A 16,676-nucleotide genomic window follows, 5' to 3' on the forward strand; every position below is an offset into this window, starting at 1 on the left:
TTCAGCATGTCACTGTTTCTAACGTCTTTCCCTCTCGAAAGCGGTTGCAAAGGTACGCACTTTTTCCGGTTCTGCAAGTATCATGCAGACTTTTTTTCTGACTTTTTTCACAATTTGGTTAAAATACCTTGTAAAACAGTGCGTTACGAGATGCATTTTTTTTCAAGGAAACCCTGAAGGGAGAAATCCTGCACACATTATTATATATACTATAACAGAGAGAACCGGAAAACACCAGGAAAAAATACGGAAAACAGCCGATGACAGAAAGACAAAATTACCTTATCTGAAGATCAAAAGGGAGAAATGAGCAGATTTTCGGGACCCTCTCATCAGAAAATTTTATTAGAAAAATACCGGAAATATAAGAATGTATCACTTTATCTACTCATAACACATGAGATAAATTATCAAATTAATCCTCCCTGCTTCTTGTTTAAAAAAGAAAAACTACTATTTTTGTGAAAACAGCAACACAAAAACCTAAATCTCTAATTGAAAGAACTATGAGAGGACTTATCTTCTTTTTTTAAGTTTCTCCCCAATAGCAAGCAGAAGTATTACTAATTTAATTGTCATAACCATGAAAACTTATTTTCTACTTTTGGCCCTGATTTTTGGCTTAACTGACTCTATTTTTCCATGTAAAGCCATGGCAGACACCCACAACCCTGAAGCGAATACTGTTCCACAGACTACACACAGAGGTACACATATCAAATTTTCGGAAATCTGTGACTATTTTAAGAAAAACGGAATGTATCCACTGCCGCTTGACTTTAACAGAAACCTGTATCCCGCCATGTACAAGAATAAAAATGTATCAGGAAGAGCTTATCCATATTTTATCAAAGACTCCCCTTTCTATGTCAATGTAAACAGAAAGGATACCTCGCACAATGACAGGGATACTTCCATAAAGAACCTGTTCGAAAAGAGCAACGGAGATTATGTACTGGGAGTCGTATTTAGCTGGTCGGGAGACCATAACGCAGAGAAGTTCTGGCTGGCCACGTTCAATTCATGGGGAGAAGCCATAGACTATATCCCACTGGCAATGAGCCTCAACAACACATACTGGATGATAGAGGGACAGGTTAACCAGGACCTGACAGTAAATGTGCAGGAACTGGAGTTCCCTGAAAACGACTATATCATGGACGTGAATACACATACAATACTTGACAACCTGAAAGGACAGCGGGTGGACCGGACTTATAAAATAACACCGGAGGGAAAGTTCGTGCTTACGGAAGAAACCAGGTACCTGCCACAGATTTATACCGGAGAAATGATGAGCGACAAAACAAAAACAATCATCAAGGGAGGAGAAAAAAAGTTAAGCAGACATCAGTAACATCCGGAAATGACATGCTGCATTTTAATCAATTGTAACTTTCGTGAGCTCTCCCTCCCTCAGTTAAATAAACTATTCCCAATAGAAAGATTCATTATACTGTAATATAATATGCTATTAATGCAGTAATCATATTCAAATACAAAAGAATCCTTCTAAATATTTTCGGCATCAGCGAATAAAAAAGTCATAAATTTAAAAATAAATACTATTTCTGCATAAAACAGTTAACACAAAAAATCTAGACCTTAATTAAAAGCTATGAGAAGAATGACCTATCTTAAATGGCCATTAATAATGGCTGTATGTACATTTATAATTTCATGTACTGAAGATTTTCCATTAAATGATTTTTCATTGGCGGAAAAACAACCAGACAGATACAGTAATGTAGAATTAACCAAATTTGAAGCTCAGCAGTGGTACGAATCTAATTATGAACCAGTAGTTACCACACGGACCAACTATAATGATAGTATCTTATGCATGATGAAACCTGACTGGAAACATGCAAAGGAATTAAACCGGCAACGCTACGAAGTGGTAGAGTTACCTATCATGGTTAAAGGAGGGTATATTATTTTGGATGAGGAAACAGCGCAGGAATGGACTCCTGAGATAAAAGATAAAGCCATCAGAAATACAGCAAAAATTGTAATTGAAAGAGACAAAAATACAGGAAGGACAAGAGGCTTTGTCATGATATTCGTAGGTAGTCATAAATACCTGAAAAAAACAAAAACAATGGGAAAGAATACATATCTCTATAGAGAACAAGACTTTGACGGGTCAGTATTGTTCTATGAACTCAACGGGACATTCGTGAACGGATGGGGGTATAAGGACGGGAAAATCGTTACTAGTATTTCCCCTAAACTTCCCAAGGATGCTGGAGAAGAAAATACTGGACCAGAAACTAGAGCGATGATTAAAGATTGCCACGACCATTGTTATACAACCGTACATCAAGAGTGTTATGAGCACAGCTGGGCAATGCCAGATCAGGAATTTGGGTTCAGCTTTGGCTCAACCATGAATTGTTTCCCGGTATATACAGAAGAATGCACTACCCACTGCGATTATTACGACGACGGCTACAATACGAATGAAAACTGGAACAGAGAATCCCCCAGCGGAGGAAGCAATACGCCCAGTAACGAAAAAAACAATAACGAGAAACAACCGGAGACCGTATCCAAAGATCCTGTAGAGCTAATGGACAAAAAGAAGTTCGAGGGTTGGCGTAATGGTGCCAATTGTTATGAATTATGTAAGGCTACACTGAAAAATTATGGACTCACCTATTTCGGATCTCCTAGCGATGCCTTCAGACTCGCTTATGAGAAGAATGGAGAATTACTGAGCTGGGGAAATAACCCTTCCCAAAATTACAGTAATGCCATCCGCTGCATTGACGAGCATCTGAATGCAGGCAGACCCATTATTGTAGGAGTGAATTATAAACCCAATCTAGGATATAATGAGGGAACAACTGACCATTTCATTGTCATTACCGGAAGGGGCTTTGACAGCACTATCGGTGAATATTATTATACCTTTATGGATAATGCCACAAGCGATATAAACAAAGGCTGTAGTCCTGACAACCGTCTTTTTTATGACGGAGATACCTATTTTGGTGGTAACTCAATGGCCGGGAAACTCTATAATGTAACTCAGGTCCGCCCGAATAACGGAAAAAAATACGATACCACCTCGATAACAAGAAGTATTATTAATTTTAATTTTTATAACTATGAAGATTTATTTACCTCTTTTAGCCCTGATTTTTGGCTTAACTGAATCTATTTTTCCATGTAAAGCCATGGCAGACACCCACAACCCTGAAGCGAATACTGTTCCACAGACTACACACAGAGGTACACATATCAAATTTTCGGAAATCTGCGATTTCTTTAAGAAAAACGGAATGTATCCACTGCCGCTTGACTTTAACAGAAACCTGTATCCCGCCATGTACAAAAACAAAAATGTGTCAAGATACGAATATCCATATTTTATCAAAGACTCCCCTTTCTATGTCAATGTAAACAGAAAGGATACCTCGCACAATGACAGGGATACTTCCATAAAGAACCTGTTCGAAAAGAGCAACGGAGACTATGTACTGGGAGTCGTATTTAGCTGGTCGGGAGACCATAACGCAGAGAAGTTCTGGCTGGCCACGTTCAATTCATGGGGAGAAACCATCGACTATATCCCACTGGCAATGAGCCTCAACAACACATACTGGATGATAGAGGGACAGGTTAACCAGGACCTGACAGCAAATGTGCAGGAACTGGAGTTTCCTGAAAACGACTATATCATGGACGTGAATACACATACAATACTTGACAACCTGAAAGGACAGCGGGTGGACCGGACATACAAAATAACACCGGAGGGAAAGTTCGTGCTTACGGAAGAAACCAGGTACCTGCCACAGATTTATACCGGAGAAATGATGAGCGACAAAACAAAAACAATCATCAAGGGAGGAGAAAAAAAGTTAAGCAGACATCAGTAACATCAGGAAATAACATGCTGCATTTTAATCAATTGCAACCTTATCATAGGGCAGGTATCTGTGAGCCTGCCCTATTTTTAATCCATAAACAAAATGAAAAAAAACAGATTGTCTATCCTTGTAGTCTTTACACTCGTATACTCCTGCAATCACTCTTCCATTTACAATACAAAAGAGACATTGGAACTTGCCGGAAAGAACCGTGTCGAACTGGAAAAGGTACTCAATTATTTTCGTGACAGCAACAAAGTAGCATATGAATCTGCATGCTTTCTTATAGAAAACATGAAGTATCACAAAAGTAAGGATATGATTATTCCTGACTCCAGCCACATAGACTATTTCAAACGAACAGATTCATTATACCGTGCCATATTCCAACATATGCCTTCTCATGTTCTTGAGTCATTTAAAGAAGAAGATTATGCGGCCTTACGAAAAGAGTTGGGAGAAGAGTTCAACCGTCTTCCCCAAGCGCAAATTACCTACAATATCAACCTACCGGATGCACAGAATTTATCCGCTCTCTTTCTGATAGACAATATCAAGCAGGCGCTGGATATATGGCACAAAAAAAACTATAAATATCCTGACGATTTTGACTTTTTCAAAGAATTCATTCTGCCTTATCGCACTACAGACGAATATCCGCACATGACAAGGACAGACCTTCACAATCATTTTTACAATTTATTAAAAAATACAGACAATATATATGAGGTATTGGACTGTTATAAAAGATTCTTCAGCAAATGCCGCTGGTTTAATGCATATAGCAACGCTCAGTTTCATTTAGGAATGTATGATCTGTATCTTCCACGTTTCAAAATGGATTGCCATAATATGACAAACTGGAGCTGTGACGTATTTCGTGCACAAGGTATACCAAGCGTCTACGAGTTCACTCCCCAATTGACAGATCAAGTAAACCGACATTTTTGGTGCGTTTCTCCAGATTCAGCGGGTATTCTACAACCTTATTCAGCGCCTTATACCAGTTTAGGAGAGGAGTGGAAAAACGGCACATGCAAAGCAGGCAAGGTATATCGTCGCACATTCGGATCACAAAAAAATATTCCTTTTTATTTAGCTGGAGAAAATGAATTTATACCTCCATTATTCGATACCCCTTTACTGAACGACCAGACTTACCGGTATCATCAGACTGTAACATTGCATTTACCATTCAATGAAAAACTGTCAAACAACCTGGCTTACCTGTGTATGTGGGCTAATGGTGAACTGTCTGTCGTTGGCTGGGGAAAAATCAACCATCAGAAAAAGGAGATAGTTTATGAACAAGTTCCTCTTAACATATTGTTCTTTCCTGTATATTTTGATGACAGAACGATGCTGGATATAGCCAGACCGTTTATAATTTATGCGAATATGCCTCTTAAAGACATTCCATTACCATTTACGACAAACATTCCTTCACGCAAGTCTAAGGATGTTACGATTATACAAGAAAATATCGTTAACTACAATGATTATAGTCCAATTAAAGAACTGAAATATATTACCCTTAACTGCGATACAACATTTTACTCCAACCTCCATCTTTTACGAAAATATCCGGTAAAGCAAAATCTGAAAATGTTCAGACAGTTACTGGAAGGAGCAGTTTTGCTGGCCAGCAATGACCGGCAAGGTGGTTTTGACACTTTACTGACAATAAAAGAAACTCCTCAACCCTATCTGCAAGAGTACAAGCTGACAAATCCAAAGCCTTACCGTTTCTATCGCTTTTCAACTTCCAATGGACAACCTGTCAACATTGCCCATATGGAATTTCTGGCTTCTTCGCCACAAGGCAATCCATATTCTAATCCTACCCCACTTCCCATTTTCCATAAAAACTATAAGAAAAAAAAGGAAAGCCTGATCCGGATAGAAGGAAATCCTCAAAATACAGGCAGAAATTCAGAATATGCATTTGATAAGAATATCTTTACATATGCCGATGCAACATCTTCCATAGAAATGGAATTTCGTCATCCGGTTCAGATAGAATATATTCGGCTGCTTCCACGTAATGCCAACAATATGATAGTACCAGGCAATAATTACATGCTGATGTATTATGACAAAGGCTGGAAAAAATTCAGAACTCTATATGCTGAGCACAATTATCTGGACTTTGAACATGTTCCCAAAGCTACTTTATATTGGCTCAAGAACCTTACTGAAGGAAAAGAAGAATTCCCTTTCTTTTATATAAACGATAAACAATATTTTTTACACGTAGATAAATTACCAGACTGTGAATAAGTTTCTTCCTTATCTGACATCCACATTCTTTGGCTGTACATGCATCGTATCCATAACGGGAATATCAAATGAATTGTTCAATGCTCAATATCTTTCGGCAATATTCAGCACCTGCTTTGCTTCACTTCTCTCTTGTATCACATCACTTTTATATCAAGTCAATAGAAGTGCAAGGGTATCATTGTTAGATTTATTTATTTTATCATTCCTTGTCAGCTATTGGATTGACATGGATAACATACATAGTATATATAATATTGGATACATGTGCCTAATATTATTCTACTGTGTAATGCGATATATCCCTAAAATCCAGTATAATATCCTATACTGGTGTTGTATCATTTCATCATCAATACTTTCAATTTGGGGGTATCTGCAACTGGCCGGAATATTGCCGTCGCCCAATCCGAATTTTCCGGTAACAGGGCCGTTTTATCATCCTGCATATTATGGGCTTACCTTATCCGCTTATTTATGTATTATCTTTCATATTCTTATATTTCACCTACGGAATCAATCACTGAAAAAAATATACTGCCCCATTGATTTTTCTTGTTTTATCATAGGCATCCCGGCATTATATTTTTCAGAATCGCGAACTGCCTGTACAGCTTTAATCATTTCAATAACATTCACTTATGTCATACAGCACACACACAAGCATTCCTGGAAAAGAAAAAGAAACCTATTTTTAACTTCAACTGTATTTTTCATTCTGTTAATTATAGCAGCATATTTCCTCAAACCGGTTTCAGCCGATGGACGATTGCTCATTTGGAAAGTCAGTTGTGAGATGATTAAAGACAATCCAATAACAGGGCATGGGAAAGGAGGATTTGAAGCCAGCTATCTTTATTATCAAGCTGATTATTTAGCAGAAAAAGGAAGTGATAAAGAAAAATATATCGCAGGAAATATTCACGTAGCTTATAACGAAGCAATAAGAATCGCAGTCGAACATGGTATACCAGGTTTGATAATATACACTGCATTCATTTTCATGATAGCAAAAACCAAATACCGGAATACATTATGCGTATTGACTTCCCAAAGTATTTTATTGCTTATTTTTATTCAAGGATTATTTAGCTTTCCCCATATCATATTTCCAGTAATGCTTTTAGGAGTAATAGCTTTGGCTATCTTATCACGTTCTGTATGTCACTTGCAAAAATATGTTGAGGTACCACAAAGATATTCCCGTATCATTGTTTTAATTTTGGTCATGCCGCTATCCTTTTTAACATATAAAAAATTTCTCAAATACCATGCTATATACAATGATATACAGCACATAGATAATATGAAGAGCTATTCTAACTTTACACAATATTTACCAGACCTAAAAGAAGATAATATTTTCCTGACCTTCTATTTAGGATTAATGACTAGAGAGAAAAACTATACAGAACAGTTAAAATACATTTCCATTTTGGAGAAAAAATATCCTACACCATCTTTAATGATTCTAAAAGGAGACATATTACGAAAAAAATCACTTTGGAATGAAGCTGAAGAGATGTATAAATCAGCAGCCTACATGGTTCCTTCATCACAACAGGCAAGAGGACGACTTGTTTTTCTATATAAAGAAATGGGAAAATACGAAGAAGCATATCGGTTAGCCTGCGAGTTATTAACAGAACAAGTTAAAGATTACGGGTTTGAAACGTTTGAACTCCACCAAAAATTAAAAAAAGAGTTTCCTGATATCAAATAAAAATTTCACAACGCATCAGAGTTTTTTTAATTCCAGATATTCAGAGCGTCTCCATTATTTCTCACAATATCGAAATTAATCTCTCAGAAGGAAATAAACAATATCGCGATACACCAATAACTACATAGAAACAATTGGGTTATGATAAACAGGGCGTAAAAATCCAAATACTTTACCGTAAAAAGAAACCAAGATAGAAAAGAAAAGATTCCCTTATGTTTTTTCCCACGCAAAACGAAAGATCAGGGAAAAGACCGCCACCTTTCCGGGAAACACCGCCAGCTTTTGGAAAAAGACCGCCAGCTTTCCGACCAAACACCTTTATGTATTTAAAAATTCCTCCTTTTTTATACGCTTCACTTAATGGGGAAACTACCCACCTCCCCTCTTTGCTCCATCCGAACCGTAAAAAATACGGTATTGTATCTGCAAACAACAATAAACCGGAAAAACAGCTAAATCCGGACAAGCCTTCCATCACATGCTGCAACGGCCGCTCCAGACAATTGGCTACAAGTCTCTTACCCATAGCCAGCCAACAGGTAAATGCAGCCCCTGAATGGAACCAGAATCAAAACATCCAATCTACGCAAAACAATAAAGTGACCTACCAGGGTACCGTTATTGATGAAAACGGAGAACCCCTGCCAGGAGTAAACATTACTTATAAAAACGCAAACGGTGTAGGTGTCATTACTGATATTGACGGTAAATTCAGCATTGCCATTCCACAAAATATCCATTCGCTTATTTTCTCCTATGTGGGAATGAAAACCCAGACCGTGCGGGTTTCCAGTCCGTCGGAAAAGATCAAAGTCCGTCTGGAACCGGATGCGGTTTCTCTGCAGGAAACAGTTATCACCGGTATCTACACCCGAAAAGCAGAGAGTTTCACCGGTTCTATGGCCACTTATTCGGAAAAAGACCTGAAGACCGTAGGTAACCAGAACGTACTTCAGAGCTTGAAGGTGCTTGACCCGTCATTTATCATCCTGGAAAACAACCTTGCCGGTTCGGACCCTAACGCCACCATGAACCTCAACATCGGAGGTAATACCAATATCGTGGGACTTGAGACGGAATACAGTACCAACCCTAATCAGCCGCTTTTCATTCTGGACGGTTTTGAAACTACGCTTTCCACCATTACCGACCTGAGTATGGACCGCGTGGCCAGCATCACCATCCTGAAAGATGCCTCATCTACTGCCATCTACGGTTCGAAGGCTGCCAACGGCGTCGTTGTAGTAGAAACCAAAAAACCAGAGGCCGGAAGACTGAAATTCAACTACAACGGAAACTTCGGTATTGAATGGGCCGACCTGAGCGACTATAACCTGATGAACTCTTCTGAAAAACTGGAATATGAAAAACTGGCAGGTTACTACGGTACACTGGATGAAAGCGGAAACATCATTGACGAATATTACCGCGAACTTTACCAGCAGCGCATGCTGAGAAACAGACAGGGTATCGATTCTTACCGGCTGAACGAACCGTTGCAGACCGGTTTCTCTCAAAGTCATAACATCTTCGCCGAAGGAGGTGATGCCGCCTTCCGTTACGGTATCGGTATGACCTATACACACACGAACGGTGTGATGAAAAACTCCAGCCGTGACATCCTGAACGGAAACGTACAGTTGACTTACCGTATTGACAAGTTTGCATTTACCAACCAGACCAACATTACCAACACAGACGTCGAAAACCCGACGGTTTCATTCAGTGAATTTGCACGCACCAACCCGTTCTACGACAAATACAATGAATACGGAGAAGTGGAACAGGTAATGGAAGAAGTACGTTCCGCCACTTCGGGTACGCAGTATATCACCAATCCGCTGTGGGACTTCAATCAAAACAGCTACGACAAGAGCAACCAGCTAGCATTCGTCAACAACTTCCAGATTGAATACCGCCCGATATCCGAACTCCGCATCAGAGGTAAGTTCGGTATTACGGTAGGACGTAACAACGCCGAAGTGTTCAATTCTCCGGAAATGAGTGAATACCTGACAACCGAGACACTGAAAAAAGGAAGCTACAAAGAAACCAACACGAAGTCTTCATCCTACGACGGAAGTTTCGACGTATCCTACGGAAAGACCTTCGGCGAACATACAGTCAATGTCATCGGCGGTATGCAGATCAGTGAAAACCGATCGAACCTGTCTCTTTTCCAGGCAATCGGATATACCAGTGACATGTTCTCCAACCCGAACTTCTCGAACGGATATCCGGAAGGCGGAAAACCGAGTTCCTCTATCTCCAAGGTCAGACATGCCAGCTATTATGCCAACTTCAACTACGGATACCACCTGCGCTATCTGGTAGACTTCAACCTCCGTTCCGACGGTTCTTCCGTATACGGAGTAGACAATCCGTTCTCTACCACCTGGTCACTGGGTCTGGGATGGAACATTCACAATGAATCCTTCTTCCGTCCGAACAACATCCTCAACTACATGAAGCTGAGATACTCAGTCGGTAATCCGGGAAATGCCAACCTGAACGCCAAAATGGCCAACAGTATTTACACCTATTATACCAACTATCCGAACATGTTCGGTCTGTCGGCACTGGTAAGCACCTGGGGTAACAGCGGACTGAAATGGCAGCGTACCAACGAACAGAACTGGGGTATCGACCTGGAGATGTTCCAGAACCGTCTGCGCCTGAACGTCGATTACTTCAGAAAGAAAACCGACCCGTTGTTGCTGAACATCGACTTCCCGCCTTCTTCAGGTATTTCATCGGTTCCGATGAACATCGGTGCCATGAGAAACCAGGGTATCACCTTCACCGGAAGCTACATCATCATCAAAAGACCGGATATGAACTGGACGGTGAATGCTAACCTGCGCCATATCAAGTCGGAATACTATAACATCGGCAGCCTGCTGGAAAAATACAATGAGAAAGGACGTACCAACCAGAGCCTGATCCGTTACTATGACGGAGCCAGCCCGACAGCCCTTTATGCCGTACGCTCGGCCGGTATCGATCCGATGACCGGTAACGAAATCTTCATCCGCAAGGACGGTTCCTATACCTTCAAGTGGGATTCGGCCGATGAAGTAATCTGCGGAGATTCTACTCCGGACGTGGAAGGAGCCTTCGGAACCAGCTTCTACTGGAAAGGATTCTCCATCAACGCCATTTTCAGCTACCGCTATGGCGGACAGGCCTTCCTTTCTACCCTGTTCAATAAAGTAGAAAACATCAGCGACGTACAGGTAAAATACAACCAGGACAAACGCGCCCTCTATGACAGATGGCAGAAACCGGGTGACATCGCCAAGTTCAAACGCATTGACGATACCAGCACCACCAATATGTCATCCCGCTTCATTGCCGATGACAACACACTGGAACTGTCTACCCTGTCGGTAGGATACGAGACTACCACCGGAAAGTGGCTGAAATCCATCGGTGCCTCTTCATTCAACGTACGCATCTACGGTAACAACCTCTTCCGCTTGTCTACTATCAAGGAAGAACGCGGTATCGACTATCCGTTCTCCAGAAAAATCTCAGCCTCAATCGGGGTTCGTTTCTAAATTATAAAACATACGATTATGAAAATAAAAAATATACTGAAAAGTCTGATATTCATCGTATCCCTCAATTTTACCGCCACCTCCTGTGCCGACTGGCTGAAGGTTGACATGGAAGACGGTATCATGGAAGACAAACTGTTCAGCGAAGACGAAGGCTTCTTCACCGTACTCAACGGAGTATACAGCAGTCTGAACGAATCATACGGAGACGTTCTTTCCATGGGAGTCATTGATGTCATGGCCCAATACTACAACGTACCGGCCAACGGAACTCATCCCTATAAAGTATTTGCCAACTACAGCTACCAGGACAATACATTCGAATCTGTTTCAAGCCTGGTTTGGAAACATCTGTACGGCCTGGCTGCCAACCTCAACACACTGCTGGAGCACTGTGATGAATCGGGAAGCGCCCTCTCGGCCCGCTACTATCCTATTGTAAAAGGAGAGGCACTTGCCCTGCGCGCCATGATACATTTCGACTTGCTGAGACTGTACGGTCCTATCTATTCCAGCAATACCGAATCGACTGCCGCCATTCCGTATCTGGACATTCCCGACAACAAGGACATCCTGCCGATTCTCTCGGCCAAGGAAGTCTGCGAGAAAGTCCTGCGCGACCTGAACGAGGCAGCTGAACTGCTGAAAGACGATCCGGTACGTACCGACGGCGTACAGACCGACGACGCCGAAGACAACAACAATCCGGTCTACCTGCGCTACCGTCAATACCGCCTCAACTATTATGCGGTACAGGGCTTGCTGGCCAGACTCTATATGTGGATGGGCAACAAGACAGAGGCTTATAACTGCGTAACCAACCTGCTGGCAGAAGTGGAAGAAAAACAGACTTTCCCCTGGGTAACCAAGGAAGCAGCCACTTCTACTTCGGCTCCCGACCGCGTTTTCTCTACTGAAGTCATGTTCGGCCTCTATAACCCGAGCCGCGGTGCCTTGTACGACGGACTGTTCGGAAAGAGCCTGGAAGGTGAAGCCCTCACGTTCGCAGGAGGACTGTCGGGAGAAGACTCCAAACTGGCACAGTTCTACGGAAACAACAGCAGCAGTGATTACCGTCGCAAAATGTGGGAAGAAGTAGTGACCAGCACCGACGAGGAATCGGGAGTCAGCAGCGGCATTACCTACTCATTGAAATACGAACAGATCACCACAGACGCCTACTACAAGTTCATGATTCCGCTCATGCGCATCAGTGAAATGTACCTGATAAAGGCCGAATGTTCCAACGACCTGGAAGAAATACAGGACTGCCTGCACCAGATCCGCTGGCACCGTAATCTGACTTCCGACGAAGAGGTAACAGAAGAAAACAAGACCCAGCTGATTACCGAAGAGTTCGCACGTGAAGTCATCGGAGAGGGACAGCTTTTCTTCTACTACAAGCGTAATGCCATGGAAGAATTCGCATCCGGAACCGATGTAAAGAACACCTACAAGATGTTGCTATCAAACTATGTAGTACCTCTGCCAAAGAGTGAAACCGATAACAGACAATAAAATCCGAGCTTATGAAAAAGTTATTGACTTATATATGCATGCTGGCATTTGCCGCATCTTTTACCTCCTGCGAAAAAGAAATCATGAACTACGAAGGTGTAGACGGACTGTACTTCGACGTACGCTGGGGTAAAGACTTCCGAGATCCCGACCAGTGGGCCCACCAGTATTATACCCCGGTGGAATTCGGTGCGATGACCGATGAGACCTATACCGTACAGTTACGGGTAACGACCAGCGGTACCATCAAGGATTATGACCGTCCCTTCAGTATCACCATCGGCAAAGACAGTACCGATGCCGTAGCTGGAAGAGACTATGTAGACTTTCCGAAAGACTATGTAATCAAGGCAGGAGAACGTTATGCCTATATCGACATCACCTTCAACCGTACCCCGGAGATGGTAGACGACACACTGACCCTGCAGTTGCAGCTGCTGCCTAACGAATACTTCACCTGTCCGTTCACCAATTTCGAGGACAACACCAAGTACGACTACCCTGAAACCAAATACGGTTATAATTACGACGCTACTTATCATAAAGTCGTAGCCAATGACGTAATGGTACAGCCGGAAGCATGGTGGGGCAGCGACGCAGGTCTTGGAGCTTTCGGCAAGTTCTCCCGCAAGAAATGGCTGTTGATGATGGAAGTCTCCAACACGACCGTAGAGGACTATGCAGACAGAACCATCATGCCAATGGGAAGAGCCACTGCCATCGGTGAATCGCTTGCCCTGCACCTGCTGGAAGAAGCTAAGAAAGGCCGGGAATATGCCGTACTTGAAGAAGACGGCACCATGATGCACTGCCCTTCAGTCAACAACATTGACCCCAACGCATGGGCATTCGGCGATACCCCGGACGACTACTATAACAAATAAAAAATAGAAACGATAAATAGGACTTATTATGAAACTGACTCATATATTATATCCAGCCATGTTCGGCTGCCTTTTCAGCCTCTATTCGTGCGTAGAGGACAAAGGTTCCTACGACCATCTTCCGGTCAATGAAATTACAGTCACCGGTACGGAGACGACTTATTCGGTACTGGCCGGTATTACTGAACTGGCCATCGAACCGGAAGTAACCGGAAGCATATTGGGCAAAGACGACAGCCAGTATGAATATACCTGGTATGCCTGCAAAAAAGCACTGGGCAGTGACGACCATACACATACCGAACTCGGACATGAGAAAAACTTGAAAACAACCGTTATCCTGAATCCGGGAAGCTACTACCTGTATCTGCTCATCTACGACCACTCAACCGATATGGAATGGGTGATATCCGGAATGACGCTTCAGGTGAGCACCTCCCTGACTACCGGTTTTTATGTCCTCGGCGAGAAAGAAGACGGAGTCATCGGCATGGACTTCCTGAGTATGCCAAGCAGCGAGGGAGACACCACCATGATACACGATATCTTCATCAACTCCGAAAAGCTGAAGGGAGCCAAGGACCTGATGTATACCGGCTACCTGGCCAACCCGAACATACCTGTCAACTTATGGCTGATTACCGAAACCGGATCCTACAAACTGGAAAACTCCATCCAGGAAAAGACCGTGTTCGATATCGATCCGTCGTACAATGAAAGCTTTACCTTCCCCTCACAGCTTATCCAGCATCCGGTGAAGGTACTCGACCAGTTCCCCCATCAGGGTATCTACGGAAAAGCCTACGACACCAGCAACCGAGGCTTCGTAACCGAAGACGGAATTTTTGCAGCAAGTATCATCTCTGGGGAAATCTTCCCGAGTCCGATCAACCGCTACGACCAGGCGAATACCAAGTTGTTCAAGCCTTATCCGCTGGGATTCTGTAACCCGAATTCGAGAATGACCGCAGTGGTATTCTATGACATGGATGCCGAATGCTTCGTATATCTGAAAAACATGTATACCAAAATTTGTACCAAACTGACCGAAACTCCGGGTGCCTTCCCCTGGGAACAGAACAAGCGCACCATTGTATTTGGAGAGAACAATCCGGTAAACAGCTATGCCTTGATGAAGAGTACGGAAAACAACACCGATTACTTTATCTACCAGATGACCATAAGCGGCTCGTCAGTGACTAAAAACGATGCATTCAGTTTTACGACTGCCAACGCAACCGACATCGACAAGGCTACCTACTACAGTTTCTCAGTAGAATATCCTATCCTGATTTATGCGGCAGGCAATAACCTGTACCAGTACAACTACGAAAGCAAGGTATGTAAAGTGGTGAAGACCTATCCGGGAGAAATTACTTATGCCGATTTCGACTGGAGATCGCGTGGGGAACTTGACATTGTAGTCTGCACCTACGACGAGGCTGCTGAAGCAGACAAGAAAGGAACCATCTACAAATATACAATGGGACAGGACCTGAACATCGTGCCCATCATGACCGGTCCGAAACTGGATACGGAATTCGTTTACAATACCCCGTTGAAGGTGAAGAAAATAGAATACCGTAGCAGTTCAAGATAACGAATCATTACAATGAGATTGGCGGAAAGCTTCCTGCCCCCTTCCCCAAAGGAAAACGGCTTTCCGGCAATCTCTTTCATTCAACCACATATTATTCATTTCAGCTATTTAACTCATATGAAAAAAACACTCGCTGCATTTTTACTGGGAATGGCGCTGACGACATCCGGCCTGACCGCCCAGACTCAATTCAGGGACATCGACTTCAACGAGGCCCTTCAATTGTCACAAACAGAAAACAAACTGATCTTCATTGATTTCTATACCGACTGGTGCGGCCCCTGCCGGAAAATGTCGAAAGAAGTTTTCCCGCAGAAACATGTGGGAGATTTCTTCAACTCACAGTTTGTCTGCCTCAAACTGAATGCGGAAAAGGAAGGTAAGGAACTGGCACAGAAGTTCGGGGTAAAGGCCTATCCAACCTTTATCATTGCCGACCAGCAGGGAAATGTAAAGGTCAACATAGCCGGTGCCTTTCCTACAGATGCCTTCATTGCGAAAATCAAGAACGAACTGAACCCTGACTTTACTCCGGAACGGATGAAGCAGCGCTACGAAAGTGGAGAAAGAACTCCGGAACTGATTGACGCATATGCCATGTCGTTCATGGAAAAAAAGAACATCAGCAAGGGATACGAGATTATCAATGGATACTTTGACTCACTGACAGACGAACAGAAACTGTCGGCTGCCAATTTCTTTATTTACTCACGGTATACATTCCGCATTGACGACCCGAAATTCCAATTCCTGGTAAAAAACATCAAGAAGGTTGATGCGGCAAAAAGCGAGGAAGCCATGGACTATGTACAGAAGTTGTATCACTCTGCACTGTCCACTTACCTATCAGGCTATATCTTTGAAGAAAAGAAATTCAACGAAGCCGATTATCAGCAGATTAAAAAAGATATCAAGTCGCTGAAACTGGATAAGAAATATCCGTTTACTCCGGTATTCGACCTGATAGAATGTTATGCCAAAGGCGACAAGAAAGCTTTCTTTGAACTGTTCAAGAGCAAGAAGGGCGAACTGGACCAGAAAGACTACGAACTTGTCCTGCTGAATGCCACCCGCCTCTTCCCGAACTCTCCGGAACTGACACCTGAGGTAATCCGCTACATCCGTACCTCACTGCCTGAACTCCGCGGTTCATCCATCATGATGCTGGGACGGGTACTGATGACACTCGAAAAAGAATAATCATCGCATACCCAAGCCCCCTGCCTGTTT

General features: G+C 42.6%; 10 protein-coding genes. All 10 read left to right on the top strand.

Annotated elements, in window-relative coordinates; genetic code table 11:
* Nucleotides 1-802 precede the first annotated feature (802 nt).
* The 10 genes from H3001_RS03680 (at nucleotide 803) to H3001_RS03725 (ending at nucleotide 16,646) form a co-directional block, all read left to right on the top strand.
* Complete coding sequence (locus H3001_RS03680; RefSeq protein WP_181214106.1) at nucleotides 803-1,357, top strand: hypothetical protein; 555 nt, start codon at nucleotides 803-805, stop codon at nucleotides 1,355-1,357.
* Between the two features lie 261 nt (nucleotides 1,358-1,618).
* Nucleotides 1,619-3,160: a hypothetical protein gene (locus H3001_RS03685; protein ID WP_181214107.1), complete on the top strand. Its 1,542-nt coding sequence runs from the start codon at nucleotides 1,619-1,621 to the stop codon at nucleotides 3,158-3,160.
* Nucleotides 3,161-3,332: 172 nt separating this feature from the next.
* Nucleotides 3,333-3,887: a hypothetical protein gene (locus tag H3001_RS03690; protein WP_181214108.1), complete on the top strand. Its 555-nt coding sequence runs from the start codon at nucleotides 3,333-3,335 to the stop codon at nucleotides 3,885-3,887.
* Between the two features lie 93 nt (nucleotides 3,888-3,980).
* Nucleotides 3,981-6,158, top strand: a complete 2,178-nt coding sequence (locus H3001_RS03695; RefSeq protein ID WP_181214109.1) for a hypothetical protein — start codon at nucleotides 3,981-3,983, stop codon at nucleotides 6,156-6,158.
* A gap of 619 nt (nucleotides 6,159-6,777) precedes the next feature.
* Complete coding sequence (locus H3001_RS03700; RefSeq protein ID WP_317170748.1) at nucleotides 6,778-7,881, top strand: O-antigen ligase family protein; 1,104 nt, start codon at nucleotides 6,778-6,780, stop codon at nucleotides 7,879-7,881.
* A gap of 323 nt (nucleotides 7,882-8,204) precedes the next feature.
* Nucleotides 8,205-11,444, top strand: coding sequence for a SusC/RagA family TonB-linked outer membrane protein (locus H3001_RS03705; RefSeq protein WP_181214111.1), 3,240 nt, complete (start codon nucleotides 8,205-8,207; stop codon nucleotides 11,442-11,444).
* 18 nt (nucleotides 11,445-11,462) lie between these two features.
* Nucleotides 11,463-12,962 (top strand): RagB/SusD family nutrient uptake outer membrane protein, encoded by a 1,500-nt coding sequence (locus H3001_RS03710; RefSeq protein WP_178243501.1) that lies wholly within the window; start codon nucleotides 11,463-11,465, stop codon nucleotides 12,960-12,962.
* A gap of 11 nt (nucleotides 12,963-12,973) precedes the next feature.
* Nucleotides 12,974-13,846 carry a DUF4843 domain-containing protein gene (locus tag H3001_RS03715; protein ID WP_178243500.1) on the top strand — a complete coding sequence of 291 codons (873 nt, stop codon included), beginning with the start codon at nucleotides 12,974-12,976 and terminating at the stop codon, nucleotides 13,844-13,846.
* Nucleotides 13,847-13,874: 28 nt separating this feature from the next.
* On the top strand, nucleotides 13,875-15,446 hold the full coding sequence (locus tag H3001_RS03720; protein WP_181214112.1) for a PKD-like family lipoprotein: 1,572 nt from the start codon (nucleotides 13,875-13,877) through the stop codon (nucleotides 15,444-15,446).
* 117 nt (nucleotides 15,447-15,563) lie between these two features.
* Complete coding sequence (locus H3001_RS03725) at nucleotides 15,564-16,646, top strand: thioredoxin family protein (protein ID WP_181214113.1); 1,083 nt, start codon at nucleotides 15,564-15,566, stop codon at nucleotides 16,644-16,646.
* The last annotated feature ends 30 nt before the right edge of the window (nucleotides 16,647-16,676 follow it).

Source organism: Phocaeicola faecicola, assembly GCF_013618865.1.
Taxonomy (GTDB): Bacteria; Bacteroidota; Bacteroidia; order Bacteroidales; family Bacteroidaceae; genus Phocaeicola; species Phocaeicola faecicola.

Bases quoted from the DNA above. Each gene is read 5' to 3' on its own strand.
- H3001_RS03705 (WP_181214111.1), top strand. From the start codon at position 8,205: ATGTATTTAAAAATTCCTCCTTTTTTATACGCTTCACTTAATGGGGAA.
- H3001_RS03710 (WP_178243501.1), top strand. From the start codon at position 11,463: ATGAAAATAAAAAATATACTGAAAAGTCTGATATTCATCGTATCCCTC.
- H3001_RS03695 (WP_181214109.1), top strand. From the start codon at position 3,981: ATGAAAAAAAACAGATTGTCTATCCTTGTAGTCTTTACACTCGTATAC.
- H3001_RS03715 (WP_178243500.1), top strand. From the start codon at position 12,974: ATGAAAAAGTTATTGACTTATATATGCATGCTGGCATTTGCCGCATCT.
- H3001_RS03680 (WP_181214106.1), top strand. From the start codon at position 803: ATGTACAAGAATAAAAATGTATCAGGAAGAGCTTATCCATATTTTATC.
- H3001_RS03720 (WP_181214112.1), top strand. From the start codon at position 13,875: ATGAAACTGACTCATATATTATATCCAGCCATGTTCGGCTGCCTTTTC.
- H3001_RS03685 (WP_181214107.1), top strand. From the start codon at position 1,619: ATGAGAAGAATGACCTATCTTAAATGGCCATTAATAATGGCTGTATGT.
- H3001_RS03725 (WP_181214113.1), top strand. From the start codon at position 15,564: ATGAAAAAAACACTCGCTGCATTTTTACTGGGAATGGCGCTGACGACA.
- H3001_RS03690 (WP_181214108.1), top strand. From the start codon at position 3,333: ATGTACAAAAACAAAAATGTGTCAAGATACGAATATCCATATTTTATC.